This is a genomic window from Tibeticola sediminis (genome assembly GCF_003843835.1).
Taxonomy (GTDB): domain Bacteria; phylum Pseudomonadota; class Gammaproteobacteria; order Burkholderiales; family Burkholderiaceae_C; genus Tibeticola; species Tibeticola sediminis.
In genome coordinates this window covers 241,606-265,150 of sequence record NZ_RKQL01000002.1, presented here as the reverse complement: position 1 = coordinate 265,150, position 23,545 = coordinate 241,606, and the positions used below count along the sequence as shown (strand labels likewise).

Genomic DNA, 23,545 nt, shown 5'->3' with positions numbered 1-23,545 from the left:
TGGGTGCGACAAATTTCACGTTCGTACTTATCGTTACACCTGAAACATCGACGACCTACCGAAATTGAAATCGGCAATTTCGCGAAAACCATAGCAACATCGGCTGTGTTGACGCGGGTGTTGGGCCGATATAGCGGGTCAGTAGGTAGGCGATGCCCACCAAGCCTCGGTAGTCGATGCAGGCGATGGTCGGCGCGGGCTCGCAGCCAGACACTGCATCCCAGGTTGATGAGCCGAGCGCCTTCCCGGGGTTACCCCCGATGACGCAAGGTTCATTGACCTGAAGGTCGGGATGGTCTGGATCGGCCAGGGCATCCCGGGATAGGCACCACTTGACCCCTTGAAGGAACCATCATGAAAGCACTTTCCATTATCGCCCTCGCCGCTCTTTCAGCCGCCGCTGCACACGCATCGCCGCCCCCGCCGCCGCCCTCTTCGTCGGGCCCGGCGATCGTGATCAATGGCAGCTCGGCGCAAAGCGTCACGTCCATGTTCAGCGCGTTCCGCAACAACTCCACCGGCAGCGACAGCGGCGCATACCAGAACGTGTCGAGCAACGCGGGTAACGTGACCATCAACGGCAGCTCGACCCAAGGCACCAGCGCCGGCGGCTCGGATGTCGCGAACCACTCGACCGGCAGCAACAGCTATGCGAGCCAGAACCTGTCGAGCAACGTGGGCAATGTGACCATCAACGGAAGCTCCACGCAAACGACCGGCCTGATGATGAGCTATGTGGCCAACTGGTCGACCGGCAAGAACTCGATGGCGGTTCAGAACCTCGCCAGCAACAACGGCTGCGTGACGTGTAACGCCACCTCCTCCAGCGGCCACGGTGGCGGCCATCACGACTGAGTCGAGCCCAGCCTCGGCCGACGCGCGGGATGCGCGTGGGCCGAGGCTTTTCGCCGTTTCCGCCCCACCCAACATGCCTTGGAGGTCATCATGAAGCTGCTTTTGAACGGACTTGGGTTTCTGCTTTGCGTCGGGGCTGGAAGCGCGGCCTTCGCGGCCCCCGGGGAGGATCCGCTGCCCCTGACCGGACCGGTCGGTCACCCAACGATGCTGACGCCGCCACCGCCGGCTTCTGGTCAGATCGACGGCAACCCCGAGATGCCCGCCTGGATCAAAGCGAAGGTGGCCCGGTACGAAGCCAAAGCCTTCTCGGCCACCGCCGACGACGGCAGCATTTACACCGACAACACCGTCGTCGCGACCTCTCAAGCCCAGGGCTTTACCAAGACCTGCGTGCAAGAAGTGGGCAGCGTCACGAGTTCACTGGGGCCCCAAGGCAGTGCCAAGACGAGCACTGGATCGCAGCAACAAATCGTGGTGCTCCGAGGCGACCTGGTGAACATTTGCCGCTGAGTCACGCACTCAAGGCTGAGGCGTAGCTGACGCAGAAAAACCCAAAGACGAAAACGAGGAGAACGCCATGACCGCCACCACCGCCCCCCGGAGCCGCGGGTCCTTGTTCGCCAGTCTGGTGCGCGCCTTGGGGATAGCGAGCCTGGCGGTCTGGATCGGTGGCTGCAGCACGCCGATGAATGTGCGCGACGATGCGGTCTACCAGTCGTATGGATCGGCAGCGAACCGGCCCGCGAACAAACCGGTGCGCTCGATTTCGTCGTTTTCGGACTCGCTGATGTGCATGGATCGCTTGTTCCGCGAAGCGCAGGTTCCGACGACCCTCATCACGAGCAAGTGGATTCCCGACTATTCGAACCGCGTGCCGGTCGCGACCAAGGAAATGATCGTCACCGCGCTCTCGCAGATGTCGCGCACCAGCAACGCGTTCCGCTATGTCGACTATGAGGTGGACATTGCGCGCCAGGACACGGTCCAGAACCTCACGGCGATCCTGCTCGGAATCAACCAGATGCAGCTGCAACGACCGGCGCTGTATGTCTCGGGCGGCGTGGCATTCGTCGACCAAAACGTGCTGAACAACCGCTTCAATGTCGGCACATCGGCCTCGCGGCTTGAGACCGGCTACAGCCAAAACAAGAACGCGACCATCATCGGCCTCGAACTACACCTCGGCGACTTTCGCACGCGCACGCTGATTCCGGGCCTGGATTCGGCCAATGAAGTCGTCATCGGCACCGGCGGGCAAGGACTGGACCTGGCCGGACGCATCAGCACCTATGGATGGAACTTCAACGTCGGGCGCGACTACACCCAAGGCTCGGGCGCGGCGATCCGCACCCTGGTCGAACTCGCCATGATCGAGCTCGCTGGCAAATGGGCGCGCGTGCCCTACTGGCAGTGCCTCACCCTCGACCAGGCACACCCCGACTTCCAGCGGCAACTTCGTGACTGGTACGACGAGGGCGACGTCGGCATCCGCCATGGCCTGATTCGACAGTCGCTGATCAGCCATGGCTACTTGGGGCCCGACAAAGCCAATGTGCCGCTCAACGACCCGGATTTCCGCGCCGCGCTGGCTCGCTTTCAAGCCGATCAAGGCATGGTCGTGACGGGATCGATTGATTTCCCGACCTATGAGCGCGCCTTGCGTTCCTTCGTCGGGCTCGGTGAGGACGGCAAACTCGTGCGCATCGGCTGGACTCCGACCACCGCCAGCCCGATTCTGGCGAGTACCGTCGAGCCCTCATCCACCGGCAAAGGCATCCAGGTGTACGGCAGCGCCGCGCCCGCACCGCTCAAACTGGAACTGCGCATCGAGAACCCGAAGCCAGACAAGTCCGTCTTCGAATCGGGCGAGCAGATCTTCGCCTCGGCCACCGTCTCGCGTGCTTCTTACATGTATTGCTATTTCGCCGAGAGCCTGGGGAACGTGCTGCGACTGCTGCCCAACCCGAGCCGGCCGACTTCGGCGGTTCCGGCCAATCAGATGGTTCGCATACCGGACTGGATGGCGCCCAACCCTGGCTTCGTGCTCGATGCCGGCGTGCCGGGTACCGAGACGCTGACCTGTTTCGCGTCGGTCGAGGACCCGGCCTCGCGCCTGCCGGCTCCGCTGGTCGAACCGGGCCTGCAGCCACTGCCAGGCTTCAACGGAATGCACAGCATACGCGAAGCCTTCCACAAGGCGTTCGACGGGCGTGGCTACGTCGAGCAAACCTTGCAGTGGGAGGTGCGTCCTCGCCGCGCCCAGGCCGCCGACGCCAGCCCGCAGCCCAAATCCTGAGCGAGGACGCCATGCGGCCCCTTGCCGGGCATTGCGCCCTACTGCTCGCCGCCCTGGCGCTCGGGCTCCATGCAGTCGAAGCCCGCGTCCAGCCCTTGCGGCCAGCGGCGATCGAAATGGATCCGCCGCTGCCGCCGCGGATCATCCCCAGCACCGTGGGCCACTCCGAAGTGGAGCGTGAGCTGCGCACGCTCGAGCGCCTGGCGACATCCGAAAAGCCCGTCTACGCTGCGGGCGCCGCGTCCCAAGCCCGCGGTGGCTCAGCCAAAAGCCTCGCCAAGCCCAAGGCGGGCAAAGCCCAGCCCGCAGCAAGTGCGCCCGCTGCCGCAGGCGGACCGGGGACCGCCGCCTGGCTGCTGGGACTGATCCATCTGCACGGCGCGGGCGTGGCACGAGATCCGGTGCGCGCGCAACAGTGGTTCGAAGCCGCCTGGGCACGTGGAGAACCCCTGGCGGCGGCCGGCATGGCGTGGTGTCTGATCGACGGCTGCGCCGGACCGCCAAGCCCTGCCGCCGCACAGCCTTGGATCGACCGGCTCGCCCGGGCGAACCGGGGGCGCGCCCTGTTTCTGGCTTGGCTGAGTTTGACTCGCCAATCGCCGCTTGCCTTGGCCGAGATTCAAAACCCGCGCACGGGCTCGGAGGATCCGCCGCTGCCCCACCCAGAGCTGTTGCTCGAGGCGGCCCGACTCGGTGATGTGCACGCGCTCATCGAGCTCGGCCTCGACGCCGCGAGCCGCCGGCACTGGCAGCAGGCGCGAAGCTACTTTGTCGCTGCCGCACCGAAGTCCAAGGCCGCTGCCGCCAACCTGGAAATCATCGACATGGCCCAACCGCGCAGCGCGAAGAGCAGCGAGGCGGCCGCAGCACCCGGCGCGGCGGCGCTGGCCGAAGCCCGCCGGGCCCACCGCGGGGAAGGCATGCCGGCGGATTATGCGATGGCGATCCGGCTCTACCGCCAGGCTCAGGCCGAAGGCAACCCCGAAGCCCAAAAAATGCTGGCCCTGATCTTTTCGCGCCCCACACCAACCGGAGAGGTCGATCTGGCCTGGATGCGACAACTCGCCTACGTCGACGTCAACAGCCTTGCGCCTTCATTGAGCAACCTGGCTGGGGTTCGGGTCATGCGGCGTGAGCCCACGCCCCTGTACGACTTCCTACCACCGAAGTGGCAGCAGCGCACCCTCCCCGTCGCGCCCTGAAGACCGAGCCTAGCCGAGTGTCTTGAAGCCGGCTCGCGCATCTACCTCACCCGCCCCGCAGCGCCGTGCGCAGTCGCTCGCCGATGTCGGGCCGCGTGGCGAAAGGGTCGGGCGGATTGCGGGCCTCGACGATGGCCTCCATGCGTTCGCGCACGTTACCCAGCGCCTGCGGGTGGCTGTAGATGTAAAACTGGTCGGCTGCGACCGCGTCGAACACCTTTTGCGCAACCTCTGCGGCGGTCACCTTGCCCGAGTTCACGGCCTTGTCGCTCATCGCTTGGCCGATGAGCTGGCTGCGGGTGGGCGCCTGAGCGGGCAGCTCGGACGGGCGGTTGCGATGGCTCTGGCTGATGCCCGTGGGGACGAAATAGGGGCACAGCACGCTCGCGCTCACCTGCTCGGTGATGAGCCGCAGGTCTTGATAGAGAGTCTCGGTCAGCGCCACCACGGCATGCTTGCTGACGTTGTAAATGCCCATATTGGGCGCCGTGAGCAATCCGGCCATGCTGGCGGTGTTGACGATGTGGCCGCGCCATTCGGGGTCGGCCGCTGCGGCCTCAAGCATCATCGGGGTGAAGAGCCGCACACCGTGGATCACACCCCAAAGGTTCACGCCGAGCACCCAGTTCCAATCGGCGACGGTGTTCTCCCACACCAAGCCGCCCGCACCCACGCCGGCATTGTTGAAGACGAAATGCGGCGCGCCGAACCGCTCGCGCACGGCGTCTGCCAGGGCTTGCATTTGCGCACCATCGGACACGTCCACCCGACGCGCGAGCACTTCGGCGCCTAGCCCGCGCATTTCATTGGCTGCGGCCTCGAGCGCATCGACCTGCACGTCCACCAGCACGAGCTTCATGCCCAGCCGCGCCCCGATGCGCGCGCATTCGAGTCCGAAACCCGAGCCTGCGCCAGTCAGCACCGCTGTCTTGTCTTTGAAATCCACGATCATCGAGGCTTTCTCCTGAAGGGGGTAGGCGCGTTCAACGCCGAATCATCCTAAATCCGGCGGTTGGGCGCGCCCGGGCGGGTCGTCATCGGGCGCGCGGGCAAGGCGAAAACCGTAGCCATGGCGGGCGCCATGGCGAGGATTTGCAACGCCGCCCCCGCGCCCGAGGGCGACTCGAACGGGTGCGCAGCGCTCACCCAAACGGTGAACGGCCTGCGCACCGAAAATTGCTTAAACATCAACACCTTGCTTTTCGCGAGAAGCGGTCAACTGCCGGATTTAGGATCATTTCGATGTGCGCGATGCCGTCTTCGACATACGGTGCGCCATCGGCGACGAAACCATGCTGGCCATAAAACGACTGCAAGTGGGCCTGCGCGCCGATGCGGATGGGTTGCGGGCCCCAAAGTTGCTCGAGCGTCTGCACCGCCTGCGCCATCAGGGCATGGCCGAGGCCCAAGCCGCGGGCGGTCGGCGCGGTCGCGACGCGCCCGATGCTCGCTTCGGCGTAGGCGACGCCCGGCGGCACGAGCCGCGCGCTGGCGACCAGCGCTGCCTCCGCGGGCGACCCGGGCCGCTCGCCTAGGATGTGGAGGCACTGCGGGTCCAGCCCATCGAGGTCGAGAAACACACACGCCTGCTCCACCACGAACACCGCGCTGCGCAGGCGCAGCAGCCGGTAGAGCGTGTCGGGCAGCAAGGCCCCGAAGGGCAGGCACCGCCATTGAACATCGGTGTGGGCTTGCGCGCATCGCGTCGATGCCGGTGCAGGGGCCAGCGCAGGCGCACGGGCACTCGCCAGCGCTGGGCGGTCGTCGAGAATGGAGCTGTCTGCAGCCATGCGTCCTCGTCAGCGGGGTTGAGCACGCCTGAGGATCGCCGCGAAATCCGTGCCTGAGGGCAGGCAGCCGAAGCTGTAGCCCCACTGCCCGGCCAGGCGCGACTCGCAAAACGCGCTGAACACAGCCGCCGGTGCGGTCTGCGCGAGCAGGGCCGCCTGCACGGCGAGCGCCACGTCTTGCGCGAGGCGCCGGGCCTCGATTTCGGTCGCCATCATCTCCACGCGGGTGGGCAAGCTTGCGGCGAGCTGGTCGAGCGCGGGATGCATGCCCCGAGCCGGAGCCAGTTCCTGCGAAAGCGCCGCGGCGGCATCGGCCTTGCGCAACGCGCGCAGCAGGTCGAGCGCCATGATGTTGCCCGCGCCTTCCCAGATGCTGTTGACGGGCATTTCGCGGTAGATGCGGGCCATGATGCCCTCACCGCCCTCTTCCACATAGCCATTGCCGCCGAGACATTCCATGGCCTCTTGAGCAAAGGCGCTGCCGCGCTTGCAGATCCAGAACTTGGCAATGGGGGTCAGCAGGCGCTGGATCACGCGCTCGTGCTCGTCGCTGATCGAGCGGTCGAAGCTGCGCGCAAGACGCAAAGCCAGTGCCGTCGCGGCCTCCGACTCGAGCGCGAGATCGGCGAGCACGTTGCGCATCAGCGGCTGCTCGATCAGGGGCTTGCCGAAGGCCATGCGCTGGCGCGTGTGGTCCAAAGCGAGCGAGAGCGCCTGCCGCATCAGGCCGCTGGTGCCGAGCGCGCAATCGAGCCGCGTCAGCGTCCCCATGGCCAGGATCTGCGGCACGCCGCGCCCTTCTTCGCCGACCAGCCAGGCCGTCGCGCCGGCAAACTCGACTTCGGAGCTGGCATTGGCCTTGTTACCGAGCTTGTCCTTGAGGCGCTGGATTTGCAGCGCGTTGCGCATGCCGTCGGGCAGGATACGCGGCAGAAAGAGGCACGACAGGCCACTGGCTGTCTGCGCGAGGATCAGGAAGGCGTCGCACATGGGCGCGGAGAAAAACCACTTGTGCCCGGTCACGGTGTAGCGCCGGCCCCAGCCGTCCTCGCCCGCGGGGACGGCTTGCGTGGTGTTGGCGCGCACGTCCGAGCCGCCTTGCTTTTCCGTCATGCCCATGCCCATGGTGACGCCGGCTTTGTCGCGCCAGAGGACCAGCCGGGGGTCGTAGGCGCGGCTCGTGAGTTGCGCCGACCAGTCACGGTAAATCGACGGGTTGTCTTTGAGCGCCGGCGTGACCGCGTAGGTCATGGAGATCGGGCACAAAACCGAGGGCTCGAGCTCGGTGAACAGCATGAACGCCGCCGCACGCCGCACATGGGCATGGCCGCTGGCCTGCTCGGCATCGGAAAACGGCGTGCCGTGCAGGCCGGCTTCGGTCGCGGCGCGCATCAAGGCGTGGTAGCTCGGGTGGAACTCCACCTCGTCGATGCGGCGGCCAAAGCGGTCGTGGCTGCGCAGCTGCGGCGTGTGCACATTGGCCAGCCGGGCGTGCGTCTGCATCTCGCCCGTGCCCAGGACAGCGCCCAGTGCGCGCAGGCCCGCGGGGTCGAGCGCGGGAGCGTTGAACTTCAGGCCGTCTTGCAGCGGCCGGTTGGCCTCGAAGAGGTTCACGTCGACCAGCGGCTCGGGCTGGTTGAACACTTCATGGGTGGCGATGTTCATGCGAGTCTCCAGGCGCCGAGCCGGCCGCGGTCCCTCAAATGAGCTTGACGAGTTGTTTGCCGAGGTTGCGGCCTTTGAGCAGGCCGATGAAGGCTTCGGGCGCGGACTCGATGCCTTGTGCAATCGTCTCGCGGGGGCGCAGCTTGCCGGTCGCCACAAGGGTCGCGAGCTCCGTCAGAGCCTCGGGCCAAACCTCCATGTGCTCGCTGACGATGAAGCCCTGCATTTTGAGTCGGCTGACCAGGATCAGCGCCGGATGCGCCATGGGCAAGGGCTGGCCGTCGTAGCCGGCGATCATGCCGCAGACGGCGATGCGGCCGTGGGCGTTCATGCGCAGCATGACGGCATCGAGCACCATGCCACCGACGTTCTCGAAATAGCCGTCGACGCCGTTCGGGCAGGCGTCTTTGACCGCCTTGGACAGACTATGGGCGTCCGGATGGGGCTTGTAGTCGATGCAGGCGTCGAAGCCGAGTTCCTCGACCGCGTAGCGGCACTTCTCGGCCCCCCCTGCAATCCCGACCACGCGGCAGCCCCGCGCCTTGCCGAGCGCCGCAAAGGCGCTGCCGACCGCGCCGGTCGCGGCGCTCACCACCAGCGTCTCGCCCGCTTTGGGTTCGATGATCTTGACGAGGCCATACCAGGCGGTCACGCCCGGCATGCCGACGGCGCCGAGGTAATACGACAGCGGCACGTGGGTCGTGTCCACTTTGCGCAAGGCACCGGGTTGGTCCGCGTCCACCACGCTGTATTCCTGCCAGCCGCCCATGCCGACGACGGCGTCGCCGGGCTTGAATTTTGGGTGGCGAGATTCGACCACCTCGCCGACCGTTCCGCCGATCATTACTTCACCGAGCGGCTGCGGCTCGGCGTAGCTCTTGCCCTCGTTCATGCGGCCCCGCATGTAGGGGTCGAGACTCAAGTAGTGGTGGCGCACCAGCACCTGCCCCTCTTGGAGCGGCGGCGTTTCGGTGACCCGCAGACGGAAATTGGCCGGGCTGGCTTCACCGACCGGGCGGTTGTCGAGGACGATCTGTTTGTTCTGGGGCATGGTGAACTCCGTGGTTGATCTGATTTTGATAGCAAGAACTGACCGTTTGACGCTGGGATACGGGCAAAAAAGCCAAAAAAAGGCTCAGAGGCTGAGAGGGAATTGGGCGTGCCCGAAGGGGCGCCCCAAAACGCGCCCGAGTAGGCGCAAAGCACAGCCGTAGCTCGGGCTACGGCGCGCATTTGCAACGCCCTCGGGCGTGTTTTGGGACGTCAAAGCGGGCATGACCAATTTCCTCTCAGCCTCTCAGTCGGTCGGCAGTGGCGGCTGTGGCGCCGAAACGGACGCCTGGGCCCGGCGCACGTAGCGGAAGGTGCCGGTCGCGTGCGCGCAGGCACGGCCAGCATCGTCGTACAAGGTCGCTTCGGTGAAAGCCATCGCGCTCGTGCGGTGCAGCAGCCGCCCACGCGCCTCGAGGGCCGCGCCTCCCGGTGCGTCTGCGGCGATGCGTGCCGGGCGCATGAAACTGGTCTTCATTTCGATCGTGACCACCCCCAGCTCGGGCTGCACGCTGCGCGCGGCGGTCGCCATCGCGACGTCGAGCATCGTCATGCAGACACCGCCGTGCGTGACGTCGAATGAGTTGCGATGCTCGGGCCGGGGCTGCAGCCGAACCGTGGACTCGCCCCCCTCGAAGCGCTCGAGCGTCATGCCGAGATGCTCGACGAAGGGGATGTGCGCGCTGAAAGGCAGGCTCATGGACGTCTACAGCGGTGGAATGGGCTCGGTCGGCCGAGGGGCACGCTCAGCCGCCCGTGACGACGCTCACCCCCCCATCGACCGCCAGCCATTGGCCCGTGATGTGCTTACCGGCATCGGATGCGAACAACAGGGTCGCGCCCTTGAGGTCTTCGTCATCTCCGAGCCGCTGCAGCGGGGCGTGCGCCGCGAGCCGCTCCTCGCCCAGTGCCTTGAGGGTTCCGGCCGTCATCTTGCTCGGGAAAAAGCCGGGGCAAATCGCGTTGACGTTGATGTGGTACTTGCCCCATTCGGCCGCCAGCGCGCGCGTGAAGTTGATGACCGCACCCTTGGAGGTGTTGTAAGCAATGGTCTGCATTTCAGGCGGGTTGCCGCCAAGGCCCGCGATCGACGCGATGTTGATGATGCGGCCGCGACGGCGCTCGATCATCGAGCGCTTGGCCACCTGCTGGCTCAGGATGAAGTAGCCGCGTACGTTGAGGTTCATCACCTTGTCCCAGGCTTCGAGCGGATGGTCCTCGGCGGGCGCGCCCCAGGCGGCACCGGCGTTGTTGACCAGGATGTCGATGGGGCCGAGCCGATGCAGGGTTTCGTCCGTGAGGCGGCGCAGATCCTCTTCTTTCGCGCAGTCGGCGGCAATCCAGCGCGCGTCGATCCCTGCGTCTTGCAGCTCGGCCACCGCCTGCTCGAGTTCATCGGCCTTACGGGCCGTGATCATCACCCGCGCGCCGGCCTCGCCCAGCGCGTGGGCCATCTGCAGCCCCAGGCCGCGCGAGCCGCCGGTGACGAGCGCGTTGCGCCCTTTGAGGTCGAAAAGCTGGTGGATGGTGCGGGTCATGTCAGAGTCTCCTATGGGGTTCAAACTTCATAATCCATGCACTGCCGCTCGAGGCGGACGGCCGCAATGAAGGGCTTGAGCGCCTCATGCTGCGGATGATGCTGGTAGGCGTCGAGCGCTTCACGGCTGTCGAATTCGGTGTAGAGGACGAGGTCGTAGGTGCACTCGAGCCCCGGCGCAGCCCGGGCCACCTCCAGGGTGCGCAATCCAGGTACCAGCCCGCGGCAGGCCTCGAGCAAGGCCTGGGCGCACGCAAGGTTGGCCGCCTTGTCGGCGCCCTCGGCCTCGTCTTTGAACTTCCACATGACGATGTGTTTGATCATCCTAAATCCGGCAGTTGGGCGCGCCTGAGCGGGTCGTCATCGGGCGCGCGGGCAAGGCGCAAACCACAGCCATGGCCCTTGCCATGGCGAGGATTTGCAACGCCGCCCCCGCGCCCGAGGGCGACTCGAACGGGTGCGCAGCGCCCACCCAAACGGTGAACGGCCTGCGCACCGAAAATTGCTTAAACATCAACACCTTGCTTTTCGCGAGAAGCGGTCAACTGCCGGATTTAGGATCATGCGCCGTCCTCCTCACGCAAGCGCGCCCGCACGACGACGAGCCCCGCGCCGACGAGCGCGACGGCAGTGCCGGTCCCCAGCAGCCAGCTGCCCAGGGCTTCGTCGTAGCGGCGCGTGAACACCCCCAGCACCGCGCCCAGCAACCCGCCGTAGATCAACACCCAGATGAGGGTCTGCAAGCGCTCGAGGCTGCGGCGAGTGGCCATCAGAACGCCTCCTCGGGCAAATCGGCACAGGTGCGGTCGCGGTGGCTGACCACCTGCAGCCAGGCGCCGATCTTGGGCAGTTCGTAGTGGAAAAAATAGCGCATCGCCGCCAAGCGCCCGGTACGAACCGGATGGTCCGCACTGCGGTGGGCGACGAGCCCCACATCGAGCCAGATCCACGCCAACACGGTATGGCCAAACGCCTGCATGTAGGGCACGGCATTGGCCAAGGCGTCGGCCGGGTCGCCGCTCGCCCATGCGGCCTGGGTGGCGGCGCCCACCGCCTGCAAGGCCTGGGCCAACGCCTGCGCGTGCGCGGCCAGCTCCGGCACCTGCTGCGCACGCTGCACCGTCTCCGCAATGCGCGCGCCGAGCAGCTGCAGTCCTCTGCCGTTTTCCATCAACACCTTGCGACCCAGCAGGTCCATGGCTTGGATGCCGTGCGTGCCCTCATGGATCATGTTGAGGCGGTTGTCGCGCCAGTACTGCTCCACCGGGAAGTCGCGCGTGTAGCCGTAGCCGCCGTGCACCTGGATGGCCAGGCTGTTGGCCTCGAGACACCATTCGCTCGGCCAGCTCTTGGCGATCGGTGTGAGCACCTCCAGCAACACGCGCGCGTCATTGGCCGCCTCGGGCGTGCCGGTGTGCTGCTCATCGACGAGCCGGGCGCAATAAAGCTCGAGCGCCAGCGCACCCTCGGCATAGCTTTTTTGCGCGAGCAGCATCCGCTTGACGTCGGCGTGTCGGATGATCGGTATCGGTGGCTGCGCCGGGTCTTTCCCCGCCGGGCCGATGGGTCGGCCTTGGGGACGGTTGCGCGCGTAGTCGAGGCTCGCTTCAAAACCGGCCATGCCGAGCATCGCCGCGGCCATGCCCACGCCGATGCGTGCCTCGTTCATCATGTGGAACATGCAACGCAAACCCTCGCCCGGCGCGCCGACCCGGTAGCCGATGGCACCGGCCGCTCCGCGCACCGGGTATCTGCCTTCGCCGAAATTGAGCAACGTGTTGGTGGTGCCGCGCCAACCGCATTTGTGGTTGAGGCCGGCGAGCGCGACGTCGTTGCGCTCGCCGGTCAACTGCCCCTCGGCGTCCACCAGTTTCTTCGGCACGATGAAGAGCGAAATGCCCTTGACGCCCGGAATCAGCCGCCCGTCCTCATCGGGAATCTTGGCCAGCACCAGGTGGATGATGTTCTCGGTGAGTTCGTGCTCGCCCGCCGAAATCCACATCTTGTGCCCCTTGAGCCGATAGCGCGGCCCGAGCGGGTCGCCCTCGAAGTCCGCTCCGTCGGGGACGGCGCGCGTCGCGATGTCGCTCAGGGATGACCCCGCCTGAGGCTCGGACAGGCACATGGTGCCCGCCCAACGCCCACTGAACTCGTTGAGCGCAAACACCTTCTTTTGCAGCTCGCTTCCGTGCGCCATCAACAGGTTGGCATTGCCCACGGTCAACATGCCAGCGCCGATGCTCACCGACGCCCTGGCAAAGAAAGCGTTGGCCGCGGCCTCCACCGTGTAGGGCAGTTGCATCCCGCCGATCTCAACATCCTGCGCGGCGCTGAGCATGCCGCTCTCGGCATAGGCACGCCAAGCTTCGTGGGTGGCTTGCGGCAGGATGACCTTTTCGCCGTCGAACTGCGGCTCCTGCGTGTCCACCAGCCGGTTGAAGGGCGCGTACTTTTCGCGAGCGATGCGCTCGCAGGTATCGAGCACCGCATCAAAGGTCTCGCGGCTGTGCTCGGCAAAGCGCTCGCGCTGCGTCAGGCTCTCGATCCGCAGCCAGTCGTAGAGCAGGAAGTCGACGGTCGAACGCAAACTCATGGCAGACCTCGTGTGCCGAAAAAAACAGGGGTGGACCAGCCACCCCTGCCCCATCGATCAAAGGACTTCGAACACCCCGGCGGCACCCATGCCGCCGCCGATGCACATCGTCACGCAAACGCGCTTGGCGCCACGCCGCTTGCCCTCGATCAGCGCATGGCCGGTCAAACGCTGGCCCGAGACGCCATACGGGTGACCCACGGCGATGGCTCCGCCATTGACGTTGAGGCGATCGGCCGGGATGCCCAGTTTGTCTCGGCAATAAATCACCTGCACGGCAAAGGCTTCGTTGAGCTCCCACAAGTCGATGTCCTCGACCTTCAAGCCCAGCCGCGACAGCACTTTGGGCACGGCAAACACCGGGCCGATACCCATCTCATCGGGCTCGCAACCGGCGACGGCAAAACCGAGGAAGCGGCCGAGCGGCTGGAGGCCCTTTTTCTCGGCGAGTTTCTCGTCCATCACCACACAGGCGCCCGCGCCGTCCGAAAACTGGCTGGCGTTGCCGGCTGCGATCACGCCACCGGGCAGCGCCGGCCGGATGTTGCGCAAAGCCTCGACCGTGGTGCCGGGTCGGATGCCCTCGTCGGCGCTGATCGTCACCTGCTTGGTGATGAGCCCCATGACCGGGTCGGCCACACCCATGGTCACGGTCATCGGGACCATCTCGTCGTTGAAGAGACCTGCGGCCTGCGCCGCCGCCGCCTTCTGCTGGCTGGCCGCGCCGTATTCATCCATCTGTTCGCGGCTGATGCCATACCGCTTAGCGACCTGCTCGGCGGTCTGCAGCATGCTCCAGTAGATCTCGGGCTTGTGCTCTTTGAGCCACGGGTCGGTGAGCATGTGCTGATTCATTTCCTGCTGCACGCAGGAAATGCTCTCGACGCCGCCGGCCACGAAGACCTGGGCCTCACCCGAGAGGATACGCTGGGCGGCGATCGCAATGGTCTGCAGCCCCGACGAACAGAAACGGTTGACCGTCATTCCCGAAACCGACACCGGGCAGCCGGCGCGCAGCGCAATCTGGCGTGCGATGTTCGCGCCCGTAGCCCCCTCGGGATTGGCGCAGCCCATGATGACGTCTTCGACCTCACCGGGCTCGATGCCGGCGCGTGCGATGGCGTGCTGCACGACGTGCCCGCCGAGGGTGGCGCCATGGGTCATGTTGAAAGCCCCTTTCCAACTCTTGGCCAGAGGGGTGCGTGCGGTGGAAACAATGACAGCAGAAGTCATGAGCGTGATCTCCAGATTCAGTTGAAGGTTTTGCCTTCGGACGCGAGGCGCGCCAGCAGCGGGGCAGGCTTCCAGAACTCGGCGTCGTCATAAGGATTCTTGGCCAGACGCTTCATGATCTGCACCACGTTGTACAGGCCGACTTCGTCGGCATAGAACATGGGGCCGCCACGCTGCACCGGGAATCCGTAGCCGTAGATGTAGACGATGTCGATGTCGCTGGCCCGCAGAGCGATGCCTTCTTCGATGATGTGCGCGCCTTCGTTGACGAGCGCGAAGACCAAGCGCTCGACGATTTCCTCGTCCGAAATTTTCCGCGGCGTGATCCCGAGCGTCTTGCGGTGCTCTTCGATCATGGCGATGACTTCGGCGCTTTCGATCGGGTCACGCTTGCCCGGCGCGTAGTCGTACCAGCCCGCCCCCGTCTTCTGGCCGAATCGGCCGCGCTCGCACAACAGATCAGCCGTCTTGCTGTATTTCAGCCCGGGCTTCTCGACATAGCGGCGCTTGCGGATTGCCCAGCCGATATCGTTGCCCGCAAGGTCCCCCATGCGGAACGGGCCCATGGCAAAGCCGAACTTCTCAATGGCCCGATCCACCTGCGCGGGGGTGCAGCCCTCGTCGAGCAGGAAGCCCGCCTGACGGCTGTACTGCTCGATCATCCGGTTGCCAATGAATCCGTCGCACACCCCGGAGACGACCGCCACCTTCTTGATCTTCTTCGCCAGGGCCATCACCGTGGCGAGCACGTCCTTGGCCGTCTTCTCGCCACGCACCACCTCCAGCAGCTTCATGACGTTGGCAGGGCTGAAGAAATGCAGGCCCACCACGTCCTCGGGGCGCCGCGTGAACGCCGCAATCTTGTTGAGGTCGAGCGTCGAAGTGTTGGAGGCAAGGATCGCCCCCGGCTTCATCGTCTCGTCGAGCTTGCGGAACACCGCTTCCTTGACGCCCAGATCTTCGAACACCGCCTCGATCACGAGGTCTGCATCGCGCAGGTCGGCATAGTCGAGCGTGGTGCTCAGCAAAGCCATGCGTTGCTCGTATTTGTCCTGCTTGAGCTTGCCTTTTTTGATCTGGGATTCGTAGTTCTTCCGGATGGTGGCGACGCCGCGGTCGAGCGCCTCCTGTTTCATCTCGAGAATCTTCACCGGGATGCCGGCGTTGAGGAAGTTCATCGAGATGCCGCCCCCCATCGTGCCTGCACCAATCACGGCAACCGATTTGATCTCGCGCAGCGGGATCTCGGCGGGCACGTCGGGGATCTTCGACACCGCGCGCTCGGCCTGGAACAAATGCCGCAGCGCCCGCGACTCGGGCGTCCACATCAAGTCGATGAAGATGTCGCGCTCGGCGCGCAAACCCTCCTCGAAGGCTTTCGTCGTGGCGGCCTGTACCGCATCGACGCATTTGACCGGCGCCGGGAAGCCTTTGGCCATCCCCTTGACCATGTTGCGCGCGAATTGGAAATAGGCTTCACCCAGCGGGACCTTCAAGCGAACGTCGCGCACCCGTGGCAGTGGTTCGCCTTGGGCATGACGGCCTGCGACCTCCAACGCAAACGCCAGAGCCTCTTCCCCGAGCGAATCCACCGATGCAGCCATGCGGTCGAACAGCTTCTGGCCCGGGATCTGAGCGAGCCGCTCGCTCGGAACGGCCTCGCCGCTGACGATCATGTTGAGCGCTGGCTCGACCCCGATGGCCCGCGGCAAACGCTGCGTGCCGCCGGCGCCCGGAATCAAACCGAGCTTCACCTCAGGCAAGGCCACGCTGCAGCCCGGCGCCGCGATCCGGTAATGGCAGCCGAGCGCGAGTTCGAGCCCGCCACCCATGCACACCGAGTGGATGGCCGCGATCACGGGCTTTTCTGCACCCTCGACCGCGCGGATGACGGTCAGCAGATTGGGCTCCTGCAGCGCCTTGGGCGTGCCGAACTCACGAATATCCGCGCCGCCTGAAAACGCCCGTCCGGCGCCTGTGATGACGATGGCCTTGACCGATGCGTCCGCCTGGGCGCGCTCAAGCCCCTCGATGAGGGCGCGCCGCGTCTCATAGCCCAGCCCATTGACCGGCGGATTGTTGAGCGTCAGCACCGCCACGCCGCCGTGGACTTTGTATTCAGCTGTCATACCTGGTTCCTCGCGAGATGAAACAAAAAAGAACGAGCGTTCTATTTTCGGATTCTAATGATGATGCTGGGGAACGTCTCGATCCCTTGTCGCCGTCGAGACTTGCCTGACCAGAAGCGCCGCGCGCTCCTCGGATGCGCGGCTCAGACCTCCAGCCACTCCTTGCGCACCGCCTCATGGGCGCGCAGCGCCTCCGGACTGCCTTCGAACGCAATCGAGCCGTGCCCCATGACGAGCACGCGGTCGGAGATGCGCATCGCGATCGTGAGCTTTTGCTCGATCAGCAGGACGGACACCCCGCGCTCTTTGAGCGTGCTCAGAAAATGCCCCACCTGTTCGACGATCATGGGCGCAAGCCCTTCGGTTGGCTCATCGATCAGCACCAAGTCCGGGTCGCCCATGATCGTTCGGCACAGCGTCAACATCTGCTGCTCGCCGCCCGAGAGCACGCCTGCTTCGGTGTGTTCGCGCTCCTTGAGCCGCGGAAACATCGCGTACATGTCTTCGAACGACCAGCGGCTGCGAACCCGAGCGCCCTTCAAGCCCAGCAGCAGGTTTTGCGCCACCGTGAGCTTGGGGAAGATGTCCCGGCTCTCGGGCACATAGCCGAGCCCGAGCCGAGCAATCTGGTAGGTGCGCAAGCCCGTGATGTCCTGCCCTTTCCAGCGCACCCGACCCTCGCGGTGCACCAAGCCCATGATCGCCTTGGCGGTCGTCGAGCGGCCCGAGCCATTGCGCCCCAAGAGCGCAACGATTTCGCCCGCTCCCACCTGCAGATCCACGCCATGGAGCACATGGCTTTTGCCGTAGTAGGCGTGGAGCCCTTGCACCTCAAGCATGATGCGCCCCCTGACTCGACGCCGCCTCGACGACCGCGCCGAGATACGCCTCCTGGACCTTGGGGTTCGCGCGAACGGCCTGCGGCGTGTCGAAGGCAATCACCTCGCCGTAGACCACGACGGCAATCCGGTCAGCCAGTCCGAAAACCACGCTCATGTCATGCTCAACGGTGAGCAAGGTCTTGCCCTCGGTCACGGAGCGGATGAGGCCGATGAAATGTTCGGTCTCGTGATGGCTCATGCCGGCGGTCGGCTCGTCGAGCAAGATCACCTCGGCGCCACCGGCGATGGTGATGCCGATCTCGAGCGCACGTTGCTCGGCATAGGTCAGATTCGCCGCGAGCACGTCGCGCCGGTGTTCGAGATGGATGCTGCCCATCAGCGCCTCGGCGCGTTCGTTGACGTCCCGCAAGCGCGCCAGGTTCTTGAAAAACGTGTAGCCATAGCCCGACGACCACAGCACGCTGCAGCGTAGGTTTTCGAACACGCTGAGCTTGGGGAAGACGTTGGTGATCTGGAAACTTCGTGAGAGTCCAAGCCGATTGATTTCGAACGGCCTTTTGCCATCGATGCGCACCCCATTGAGCCAAATCTCGCCGCTGCTCGGCGCGAATCGGCCGCTGATGAGGTTGAACAGCGTGGACTTCCCTGCGCCATTGGGCCCGATGACCGCCACCCGCTCCCCGCGCCGGACCGCCAGGTCGACGCCCCGGATGATCTCGGTCTCGCCAAACCTCTTGCGCAACTGACGCAGTTCGAGCGCCGCTTGCCCTGAATTCGCCACCATCAGTGCGCCTCCCGGGTCGCCGAGGCATCCGGCAAGACTTCATCTGCGGGAGCGCTGCTCACCGCGGCCCATCGCTTCAGGAAGGCACGCCGCGTCCACTCGAACCATGCGCTCGAAACCACCAGTGCCAAGCCACACGCCAGCCAGTTCGAAAGCGCCCGAGGCCGCAGCTCTACCCCAAGGAATCGCAGAACCTCCTCACCGCCCGCGTTGAGTTGCAGCGCGTAGACCATTTCGATCAGCGCGGCGGCAGCCAAAAAGACCGCCACACCGGCCAGTATCAAGGCCAGGTAGGGACCTGCGATCTTGGCCAGGCGACCTTGTCGAATCCACTGCACATGCAGCATCACCAAACTGGCCAGGCCACCCGGCGCGAACATGACCATCAACATGAAGGCGAGCCCCAGGTAGAGCAACCACGCCTTGGTCCATTCGGACAAGAGCATAAAGGCCAGAACCATCAACACGCCGCCCAACATTGGCCCGAAAAAGAACGTGGCCCCGCCCAAAAAGGTGAACAGCAGGTAGGCCCCCGAGCGTGCCGCCCCCACCACTTCAGCCGTGACGATTTCGAACAGCACGGCGCCCAGCCCTCCAGCGACGCCTGCGAAAAACCCCGAAATCAAGAACGCCAGATAACGCACGCGTTGCGGGTCATAGCCGATGAACTCCACCCGCTCCGGGTTGTCGCGAACCGCGTTGAGGATGCGCCCGAGCGGCGTTTGCGTCAGCCCATACATCGCCACGGCGCAGAGGAAGGTGTAGATCGCGATGAGGTAATACACCTCGATGGCCGGGCCAAACGTGAACCCCAGCAGCGGGCGGCCGTACACCCGATTGCCCGAAATCCCCGCCTCACCCCCGAAAAACTCGGCGAACATGAGCGACATCGCGAACACCAGCTCACCCATCCCGAGCGTGATCATGGCAAACGGCGTTCCCGCCTTTTTCGTCGTCACATAGCCAAAAAGCGCGGCGAAAAACAAGCCGCCGAGCCCGCCGACCAGCGGCACCAGCGGCACAGGCAGCCACAGGTTGCCGGCGGCAGCGAGATTCATGGCGTGGATGGCGAGGTAGGCCCCCAGACCCGAATAAACCGCATGCCCAAAACTCAGCATCCCGCCCTGTCCGAGCAGCATGTTGTATGACAGGCAAGCGATGATCGCGATGCCCATTTGCGAGAGCATGGTGATGGAAAAACTGCTGTGAAAGAGCCACGGCATCGCCGCCAGCACGCACGCAAAAGCCGCCCAGGCCCAGCGGGTGTTCGGCACCATCATCACCTTGGCATCGGTCGAACGCGTCTGCATCTCAGCCCTCCCGGGTTCCCAGCAAACCCTTGGGCCGGAAAATCAGAATCAGCACCAAGAACAAATACGGAAGAATCGGCGCCACCTGCGACAGCGTGAGCCGCAGCAGGCTGCTTTCCTGCCAGGCGCCCAGCCTTGGCCCGACCAGGGAGACGAGAAGCTGCCCCAGCGAATAGTCGATGGCGACGGCAAAGGTCTGAATCACGCCAATGATCAGCGAGGCCAGGAATGCACCGGCCAGCGACCCCAAGCCACCGACGACGACCACGACGAAGATGATCGAGCCCACGGTGGCCGCCATCGCGGGTTCGGTGACGAAGGTGCTTCCGCCAATCACGCCGGCCAGCCCGGCGAGCGCGGCACCCGCGCCAAACACCCCCATGAACACCCGCGGCACGTTGTGACCGAGTGCCTCGACCATCTCGGGGTGCGTCAGCGCAGCCTGAATCACCAGACCGATGCGCGTGCGCGTCAGCAGCAGCCATAGGGACAACAGCATGGCCAGGGCCACCAGCATCATGAAGGCGCGGGTCGCCGGAAACGGCGAACAAATCACGCGCACCGCGGCGTCCGTGGCTCGGCAGGCTGCCTCAGGGGCCGCCCCCCAGAACCATTGAAAGCCTTCGGCACTGTGGTGCACCAGCGTGAAGGCGGGCCCCCTGAGCACTTCGGGGGGCTGGAACTCCAGCGCGGTGCGCCCCCAGATGAGCTGGACCAGCTCGGTCAAGATGTAGGAAAGCCCGAAGGTGATCAGCAACTCGGGAACGTGCCCATACGCATGCACGCGCCGCAGCGCCCAGCGCTCGAACCCGGCTCCGAGCAGCCCGACGAGTACGGGGGCCAGAACCAGGGCCACCCAAAAACCCAGCTTCGTCGAGACGGTGTAGCCGAGGTAAGCGCCGAGCATGTAGAAGGCAGCGTGGGCGAAATTCAGCACACCCATCATGCTGAAGATCAGGGTCAGGCCCGCGCTCAGCATGAACAACAGCAAGCCGTAGCTGACGCCGTTGAGCAAAGAGAGGATGAAAAATTCCATGATGTCACTGAAACGCACAGCCCGGGGAGCTCCGGCGGTCGTTCACCCGCCGGGCTCGCGGCATGCGCAGGCTCAGAAGCCCCTTGGGAAAGGGGCACTCGGCGACTCAAGGCTCAAGGCCGTTGCATCTGGCAACTCGTCGGGGTACTGGCGACGTACGCTGGGAACTCCTTCACGGGGACGAGCGTCATGCCGGTGTTCTCAGGGCTGTACGGATATTTTTTGTCGGCTTGCTTCCAGACCGTGATGAACAAGGGCTGCTGCAGCTGATGGTCGGTCTTGCGCATTTCGACCTCGCCGTTGAAGCTGTTGAAGCGTAGCCCCTCGAGGTTCGCAGCCACCTTGACCGGATCGGTCGATTTGGCTTTGGCCATCGCCTCACTGAGCCCCTTGAAAACATGCACGACGGCGCCGGTATAGAAGTCGTCGTTGTAGCGCTTCTTGAACTCGGCCATCCATTGCTGCATCTGCCCGCCCATGTTGTAGTGGTTGTAGGCAACCTGATAGACCCGGCCCTCACCGTTCTTGCCCAGGGCCGAGGGGGTGCCGGTCACGCCGGTGTAGTAGGTGAAGAATTTGCCGGTGTAGCCGGCCTCGTTCGCGGCTTTGATGAGCAGAGCCAGGTCGGAGCCCCAGTTGCCGGTGATCACCGAGTCGGCCCCCGAAGCCTTGATCTTGGCGACATAGGGGGCGAAGTCTCGAACCTGCGCGAGCGGATGCAGGTCGTCCCCGACGATTTGGATGTCGGGGCGCTTGCGGGCCAGCATCTCTTTGGCGTACCGCGAAACCTGCTGCCCGTGTGAGTAGTTCTGGTTGAGCAAGTAAACCTTCTTCACCTCGGGCTGATCCTTGATGAAGGTGGTCAGCGCTTCCATTTTCATGGAGGTGTCGGCGTCGAAGCGGAAATGCCAATAGTTGCACTTGCTGTTGGTGAAGTCCGGATCGACCGCCGCGTAGTTCAGGAAAACGACTTCCTTGCCGGGATTGCGTGCGTTGTGCTTGGCCACCGCCTCGATCAGCGCGCCAGCCACCGACGAACCATTGCCTTGCGCGATGTAGCGCACGCCTTGGTCGATCGCGGCTTTGAGGGCGTTGAGGCTCTCTGCAGGGCTGAGCTTGTTGTCGAACGAAACCATCTCAAATTTCACGCCGGCCGGGTTGTTCTTGCTGAACTCTTCGGCCATGAACTTGAAACTGTTGAGCTGGTTGTTGCCGACCGGCCCCATCAGACCCGTGAGCGGATCGATGTGGGCGATTTTGACGGTCTCACCCTTTTGGGCATGGACCCAGCCCGCGCTGAGCATCAGGGCGGCTAGGGCGGCAAGCTTGAACATCGGCTTCATCGGTGTCTCCTGAGGTCTGTGGGTGGATCGAAGCATGAGCCTAATGGCGCTAGCCGTCGCGAGGATCAGGGATAGTCCCTATGGGCTATCGCCGATGCGACTCGAGTGCCGGCGCGCGACGCCAATACCCTTATGCCGTCGGCAAGCGGTAGTCGGCCAGCATTTCACGCAGCTTGGTCTTGAGCATTTTGCCGGTCGCACCCAGCGGAATCGCGTCGACAAAGACCACGTCGTCCGGAATTTGCCATTTGGCAATCTTGCCCTCGTAGAAGGCCAAAAGCTCTTCGCGGCTGAGTTCGGCACCGGGCCGCTTGACGACGACCACGATCGGACGCTCGTCCCATTTCGGATGCTTGACACCGATGCATGCGGCCATTTGAACCGCGGGATGCGCCATCGCGATGTTTTCGACGTCGATCGAGCTGATCCACTCCCCGCCGGACTTGATGACATCCTTGCTGCGGTCGGTGATCTGCATGTAGCCGTCGGGGTCGATGGTGGCGACGTCCCCGGTCGGGAACCATCCGTCGACGAGCGGGTCACCGCCCTCGCCCTTGAAGTACTCGCGGATGATCCACGGGCCTTTGACGAGCAGATTGCCCGAAGTCTTGCCGTCCCAGGGCAGTTCGCGGCCCTCGGCATCGACGATCTTCATGTCCACACCAAAGATGGCTCGGCCCTGCTTCATGCGGATTTTCATCTGCTCGTCCTCGGGGAGCCCGAGGTGCTTGTTCTTGAGCGTGCAGACGGTGCCGAGCGGGCTCATCTCCGTCATGCCCCAGGCATGCAGCACTTCGACGCCGTAGTCGTTCTTGAACGCCTCGATCATGGCGGGCGGACAAGCCGATCCACCGATGACGGTACGCTTGAGGGTGCTGAAACGCAGACCGTGCGCCTTCATGTGCGCGAGCAGCATCTGCCAGACGGTCGGCACCCCCGCCGCGTAGGTCACCCCCTCGGCCTCGATGAGTTCATAGATCGACTTGCCGTCGAGCGCGGGCCCCGGGAAAACCAGTTTCGAGCCGACCAGCGCAGCCGAATACGGAATGCCCCAGGCGTTGACGTGGAACATCGGCACGACGGGCAAGATGGCATCGCGCGCGCTCAAGCACATCACGTCGGGCAGCGCTGCGGCATAGGCATGCAGGATGGTCGAGCGGTGGCTGTACAGCGCCGCCTTGGGGTTGCCGGTGGTGCCGCTGGTGTAGCACATGCTCGACGCCGCGTTTTCGTCGAAAACAGGCCAGTCATAGTCGGTGGACTGCCCAGCGACCCAATCTTCATAGCTGCGCAAGCCCGGAATGCCGGTGTTGGCCGGCAGCGCGTGCGCTTCGCACAGCGCAATCCAGTGGCGCACCGTTGGGCATTTGCCGTGGATGGCCTGGATGATCGGCAGGAAGCTCATGTCGAAGCAAACGACCTGGTCCTCGGCGTGGTTGGCGATCCAAGCGATTTGGTCCGGATGCAGGCGCGGGTTGATGGTGTGCAGCACGCGACCCGAGCCGCTGACACCGAAATACAGCTCGAGATGCCGATAGCCATTCCAAGCGAGCGTGGCGACCCGGTCCCCCATGGCGAGGCCGAGGCCGTCGAGCGCGCCCGCGACCTGCCGGGAACGCGACGCCAAATCGCGGTAGGTGTAGCGGTGGATGTCGCCCTCGACACGGCGGGAGACGATCTCGGCGTCGCCATGGTGGCGAGCCGCGAACTCGATCAAGGCGGAAATCAACAGCGGTTGGCTTTGCATCAGGCCCATCAGCATGGTCAGGCTCCTTCGGTACTCGTTGGTGGTGGAACAGTCGTGGATACATGATCCTACGCCGAGCATTCGGCTGTGCGCATCGGGGAACATCCGGACTCGCCCCGCGGCTGGGAAG

The 23,545-nt window shown here is 64.7% G+C and carries 23 protein-coding genes; 4 read left to right on the top strand and 19 right to left on the bottom strand.

Features of this window, described 5'->3' with window-relative positions:
- Positions 1-354: 354 nt before the first annotated feature.
- The 4 genes from EDC62_RS06170 to EDC62_RS06155 all read left to right on the top strand — a co-directional run bounded on the left by EDC62_RS06170 (position 355) and on the right by EDC62_RS06155 (position 4,356).
- Entirely contained in the window at positions 355-855 is a 501-nt protein-coding gene (locus tag EDC62_RS06170; RefSeq protein ID WP_124221656.1) for a hypothetical protein, read from the top strand.
- Between the two features lie 90 nt (positions 856-945).
- The gene (locus EDC62_RS06165; RefSeq protein ID WP_124221653.1) at positions 946-1,368 is read left to right on the top strand and encodes a hypothetical protein; all 423 of its coding nucleotides are present in this window, start codon (positions 946-948) and stop codon (positions 1,366-1,368) included.
- A gap of 67 nt (positions 1,369-1,435) precedes the next feature.
- Positions 1,436-3,154, top strand: coding sequence for a DUF4384 domain-containing protein (locus tag EDC62_RS06160; RefSeq protein WP_124221650.1), 1,719 nt, complete (start codon positions 1,436-1,438; stop codon positions 3,152-3,154).
- Between the two features lie 11 nt (positions 3,155-3,165).
- Complete coding sequence (locus tag EDC62_RS06155) at positions 3,166-4,356, top strand: SEL1-like repeat protein (protein WP_124221638.1); 1,191 nt, start codon at positions 3,166-3,168, stop codon at positions 4,354-4,356.
- A 46-nt stretch (positions 4,357-4,402) separates the two neighbouring features.
- Here EDC62_RS06155 and EDC62_RS06150 read toward each other — a convergent pair whose 3' ends face one another.
- From EDC62_RS06150 to EDC62_RS06060, 19 genes are all read right to left on the bottom strand, one after another.
- Positions 4,403-5,308 (bottom strand): SDR family oxidoreductase, encoded by a 906-nt coding sequence (locus EDC62_RS06150; protein WP_124221636.1) that lies wholly within the window; start codon positions 5,306-5,308, stop codon positions 4,403-4,405.
- Positions 5,309-5,355: 47 nt separating this feature from the next.
- A complete protein-coding gene (locus EDC62_RS06145) occupies positions 5,356-5,544 on the bottom strand; it encodes a hypothetical protein (RefSeq protein WP_124221634.1) in 189 nt (62 codons plus the stop codon).
- Positions 5,544-6,146, bottom strand: a complete 603-nt coding sequence (locus EDC62_RS06140; RefSeq protein ID WP_124221632.1) for a GNAT family N-acetyltransferase — start codon at positions 6,144-6,146, stop codon at positions 5,544-5,546. Before EDC62_RS06140 ends, EDC62_RS06145 begins: the two co-directional genes overlap by 1 nt.
- A 9-nt stretch (positions 6,147-6,155) precedes the next feature.
- Positions 6,156-7,811 carry an isovaleryl-CoA dehydrogenase gene (locus EDC62_RS06135; RefSeq protein WP_124221630.1) on the bottom strand — a complete coding sequence of 552 codons (1,656 nt, stop codon included), beginning with the start codon at positions 7,809-7,811 and terminating at the stop codon, positions 6,156-6,158.
- 34 nt (positions 7,812-7,845) lie between these two features.
- A complete protein-coding gene (locus tag EDC62_RS06130) occupies positions 7,846-8,862 on the bottom strand; it encodes an NADP-dependent oxidoreductase (protein WP_124221628.1) in 1,017 nt (338 codons plus the stop codon).
- A 246-nt stretch (positions 8,863-9,108) separates the two neighbouring features.
- On the bottom strand, positions 9,109-9,561 hold the full coding sequence (locus tag EDC62_RS06125; RefSeq protein ID WP_124221626.1) for a PaaI family thioesterase: 453 nt from the start codon (positions 9,559-9,561) through the stop codon (positions 9,109-9,111).
- 46 nt (positions 9,562-9,607) lie between these two features.
- Positions 9,608-10,399 (bottom strand): SDR family oxidoreductase, encoded by a 792-nt coding sequence (locus tag EDC62_RS06120; RefSeq protein ID WP_124221624.1) that lies wholly within the window; start codon positions 10,397-10,399, stop codon positions 9,608-9,610.
- A 20-nt stretch (positions 10,400-10,419) separates the two neighbouring features.
- Positions 10,420-10,722, bottom strand: a complete 303-nt coding sequence (locus tag EDC62_RS06115) for a Dabb family protein (RefSeq protein ID WP_124221622.1) — start codon at positions 10,720-10,722, stop codon at positions 10,420-10,422.
- Position 10,723: 1 nt separating this feature from the next.
- Positions 10,724-10,912, bottom strand: a complete 189-nt coding sequence (locus EDC62_RS06110; RefSeq protein WP_124221620.1) for a hypothetical protein — start codon at positions 10,910-10,912, stop codon at positions 10,724-10,726.
- Between the two features lie 46 nt (positions 10,913-10,958).
- Positions 10,959-11,168: a hypothetical protein gene (locus tag EDC62_RS06105; protein WP_124221617.1), complete on the bottom strand. Its 210-nt coding sequence runs from the start codon at positions 11,166-11,168 to the stop codon at positions 10,959-10,961.
- The gene (locus EDC62_RS06100; protein WP_124221615.1) at positions 11,168-12,991 is read right to left on the bottom strand and encodes an acyl-CoA dehydrogenase; all 1,824 of its coding nucleotides are present in this window, start codon (positions 12,989-12,991) and stop codon (positions 11,168-11,170) included. The genes EDC62_RS06105 and EDC62_RS06100 overlap by 1 nt, the downstream gene beginning before the upstream one ends.
- Before the next feature lie 57 nt (positions 12,992-13,048).
- A complete protein-coding gene (locus EDC62_RS06095) occupies positions 13,049-14,224 on the bottom strand; it encodes an acetyl-CoA C-acyltransferase (RefSeq protein WP_124221613.1) in 1,176 nt (391 codons plus the stop codon).
- A gap of 17 nt (positions 14,225-14,241) precedes the next feature.
- Positions 14,242-16,353: a 3-hydroxyacyl-CoA dehydrogenase NAD-binding domain-containing protein gene (locus EDC62_RS06090; RefSeq protein WP_124221611.1), complete on the bottom strand. Its 2,112-nt coding sequence runs from the start codon at positions 16,351-16,353 to the stop codon at positions 14,242-14,244.
- Positions 16,354-16,496: 143 nt separating this feature from the next.
- Entirely contained in the window at positions 16,497-17,192 is a 696-nt protein-coding gene (locus EDC62_RS06085) for an ABC transporter ATP-binding protein (RefSeq protein ID WP_124221609.1), read from the bottom strand.
- A complete protein-coding gene (locus EDC62_RS06080) occupies positions 17,185-17,979 on the bottom strand; it encodes an ABC transporter ATP-binding protein (RefSeq protein ID WP_124221607.1) in 795 nt (264 codons plus the stop codon). The genes EDC62_RS06085 and EDC62_RS06080 overlap by 8 nt, the downstream gene beginning before the upstream one ends.
- The gene (locus tag EDC62_RS06075) at positions 17,979-19,289 is read right to left on the bottom strand and encodes a branched-chain amino acid ABC transporter permease (RefSeq protein WP_245968772.1); all 1,311 of its coding nucleotides are present in this window, start codon (positions 19,287-19,289) and stop codon (positions 17,979-17,981) included. The genes EDC62_RS06080 and EDC62_RS06075 overlap by 1 nt, the downstream gene beginning before the upstream one ends.
- Position 19,290: 1 nt before the next feature.
- A complete protein-coding gene (locus tag EDC62_RS06070) occupies positions 19,291-20,325 on the bottom strand; it encodes a branched-chain amino acid ABC transporter permease (RefSeq protein ID WP_124221605.1) in 1,035 nt (344 codons plus the stop codon).
- Positions 20,326-20,438: 113 nt separating this feature from the next.
- On the bottom strand, positions 20,439-21,668 hold the full coding sequence (locus EDC62_RS06065; RefSeq protein ID WP_124221602.1) for a branched-chain amino acid ABC transporter substrate-binding protein: 1,230 nt from the start codon (positions 21,666-21,668) through the stop codon (positions 20,439-20,441).
- A gap of 130 nt (positions 21,669-21,798) precedes the next feature.
- Complete coding sequence (locus EDC62_RS06060) at positions 21,799-23,427, bottom strand: 3-(methylthio)propionyl-CoA ligase (protein WP_124221992.1); 1,629 nt, start codon at positions 23,425-23,427, stop codon at positions 21,799-21,801.
- Positions 23,428-23,545: the final 118 nt, after the last annotated feature.

Coding starts and splice junctions, on each gene's coding strand:
- EDC62_RS06080 (WP_124221607.1), bottom strand. CDS start 17,979: ATGGTGGCGAATTCAGGGCAAGCGGCGCTCGAACTGCGTCAGTTGCGC.
- EDC62_RS06090 (WP_124221611.1), bottom strand. CDS start 16,353: ATGACAGCTGAATACAAAGTCCACGGCGGCGTGGCGGTGCTGACGCTC.
- EDC62_RS06140 (WP_124221632.1), bottom strand. CDS start 6,146: ATGGCTGCAGACAGCTCCATTCTCGACGACCGCCCAGCGCTGGCGAGT.
- EDC62_RS06145 (WP_124221634.1), bottom strand. CDS start 5,544: ATGTTTAAGCAATTTTCGGTGCGCAGGCCGTTCACCGTTTGGGTGAGC.
- EDC62_RS06115 (WP_124221622.1), bottom strand. CDS start 10,722: ATGATCAAACACATCGTCATGTGGAAGTTCAAAGACGAGGCCGAGGGC.
- EDC62_RS06110 (WP_124221620.1), bottom strand. CDS start 10,912: ATGTTTAAGCAATTTTCGGTGCGCAGGCCGTTCACCGTTTGGGTGGGC.
- EDC62_RS06085 (WP_124221609.1), bottom strand. CDS start 17,192: ATGCTTGAGGTGCAAGGGCTCCACGCCTACTACGGCAAAAGCCATGTG.
- EDC62_RS06070 (WP_124221605.1), bottom strand. CDS start 20,325: ATGGAATTTTTCATCCTCTCTTTGCTCAACGGCGTCAGCTACGGCTTG.
- EDC62_RS06155 (WP_124221638.1), top strand. CDS start 3,166: ATGCGGCCCCTTGCCGGGCATTGCGCCCTACTGCTCGCCGCCCTGGCG.
- EDC62_RS06135 (WP_124221630.1), bottom strand. CDS start 7,811: ATGAACATCGCCACCCATGAAGTGTTCAACCAGCCCGAGCCGCTGGTC.
- EDC62_RS06105 (WP_124221617.1), bottom strand. CDS start 11,168: ATGGCCACTCGCCGCAGCCTCGAGCGCTTGCAGACCCTCATCTGGGTG.
- EDC62_RS06065 (WP_124221602.1), bottom strand. CDS start 21,668: ATGAAGCCGATGTTCAAGCTTGCCGCCCTAGCCGCCCTGATGCTCAGC.
- EDC62_RS06125 (WP_124221626.1), bottom strand. CDS start 9,561: ATGAGCCTGCCTTTCAGCGCGCACATCCCCTTCGTCGAGCATCTCGGC.
- EDC62_RS06075 (WP_245968772.1), bottom strand. CDS start 19,289: ATGCAGACGCGTTCGACCGATGCCAAGGTGATGATGGTGCCGAACACC.
- EDC62_RS06130 (WP_124221628.1), bottom strand. CDS start 8,862: ATGCCCCAGAACAAACAGATCGTCCTCGACAACCGCCCGGTCGGTGAA.
- EDC62_RS06170 (WP_124221656.1), top strand. CDS start 355: ATGAAAGCACTTTCCATTATCGCCCTCGCCGCTCTTTCAGCCGCCGCT.
- EDC62_RS06120 (WP_124221624.1), bottom strand. CDS start 10,399: ATGACCCGCACCATCCACCAGCTTTTCGACCTCAAAGGGCGCAACGCG.
- EDC62_RS06165 (WP_124221653.1), top strand. CDS start 946: ATGAAGCTGCTTTTGAACGGACTTGGGTTTCTGCTTTGCGTCGGGGCT.
- EDC62_RS06150 (WP_124221636.1), bottom strand. CDS start 5,308: ATGATCGTGGATTTCAAAGACAAGACAGCGGTGCTGACTGGCGCAGGC.
- EDC62_RS06160 (WP_124221650.1), top strand. CDS start 1,436: ATGACCGCCACCACCGCCCCCCGGAGCCGCGGGTCCTTGTTCGCCAGT.
- EDC62_RS06100 (WP_124221615.1), bottom strand. CDS start 12,991: ATGAGTTTGCGTTCGACCGTCGACTTCCTGCTCTACGACTGGCTGCGG.
- EDC62_RS06095 (WP_124221613.1), bottom strand. CDS start 14,224: ATGACTTCTGCTGTCATTGTTTCCACCGCACGCACCCCTCTGGCCAAG.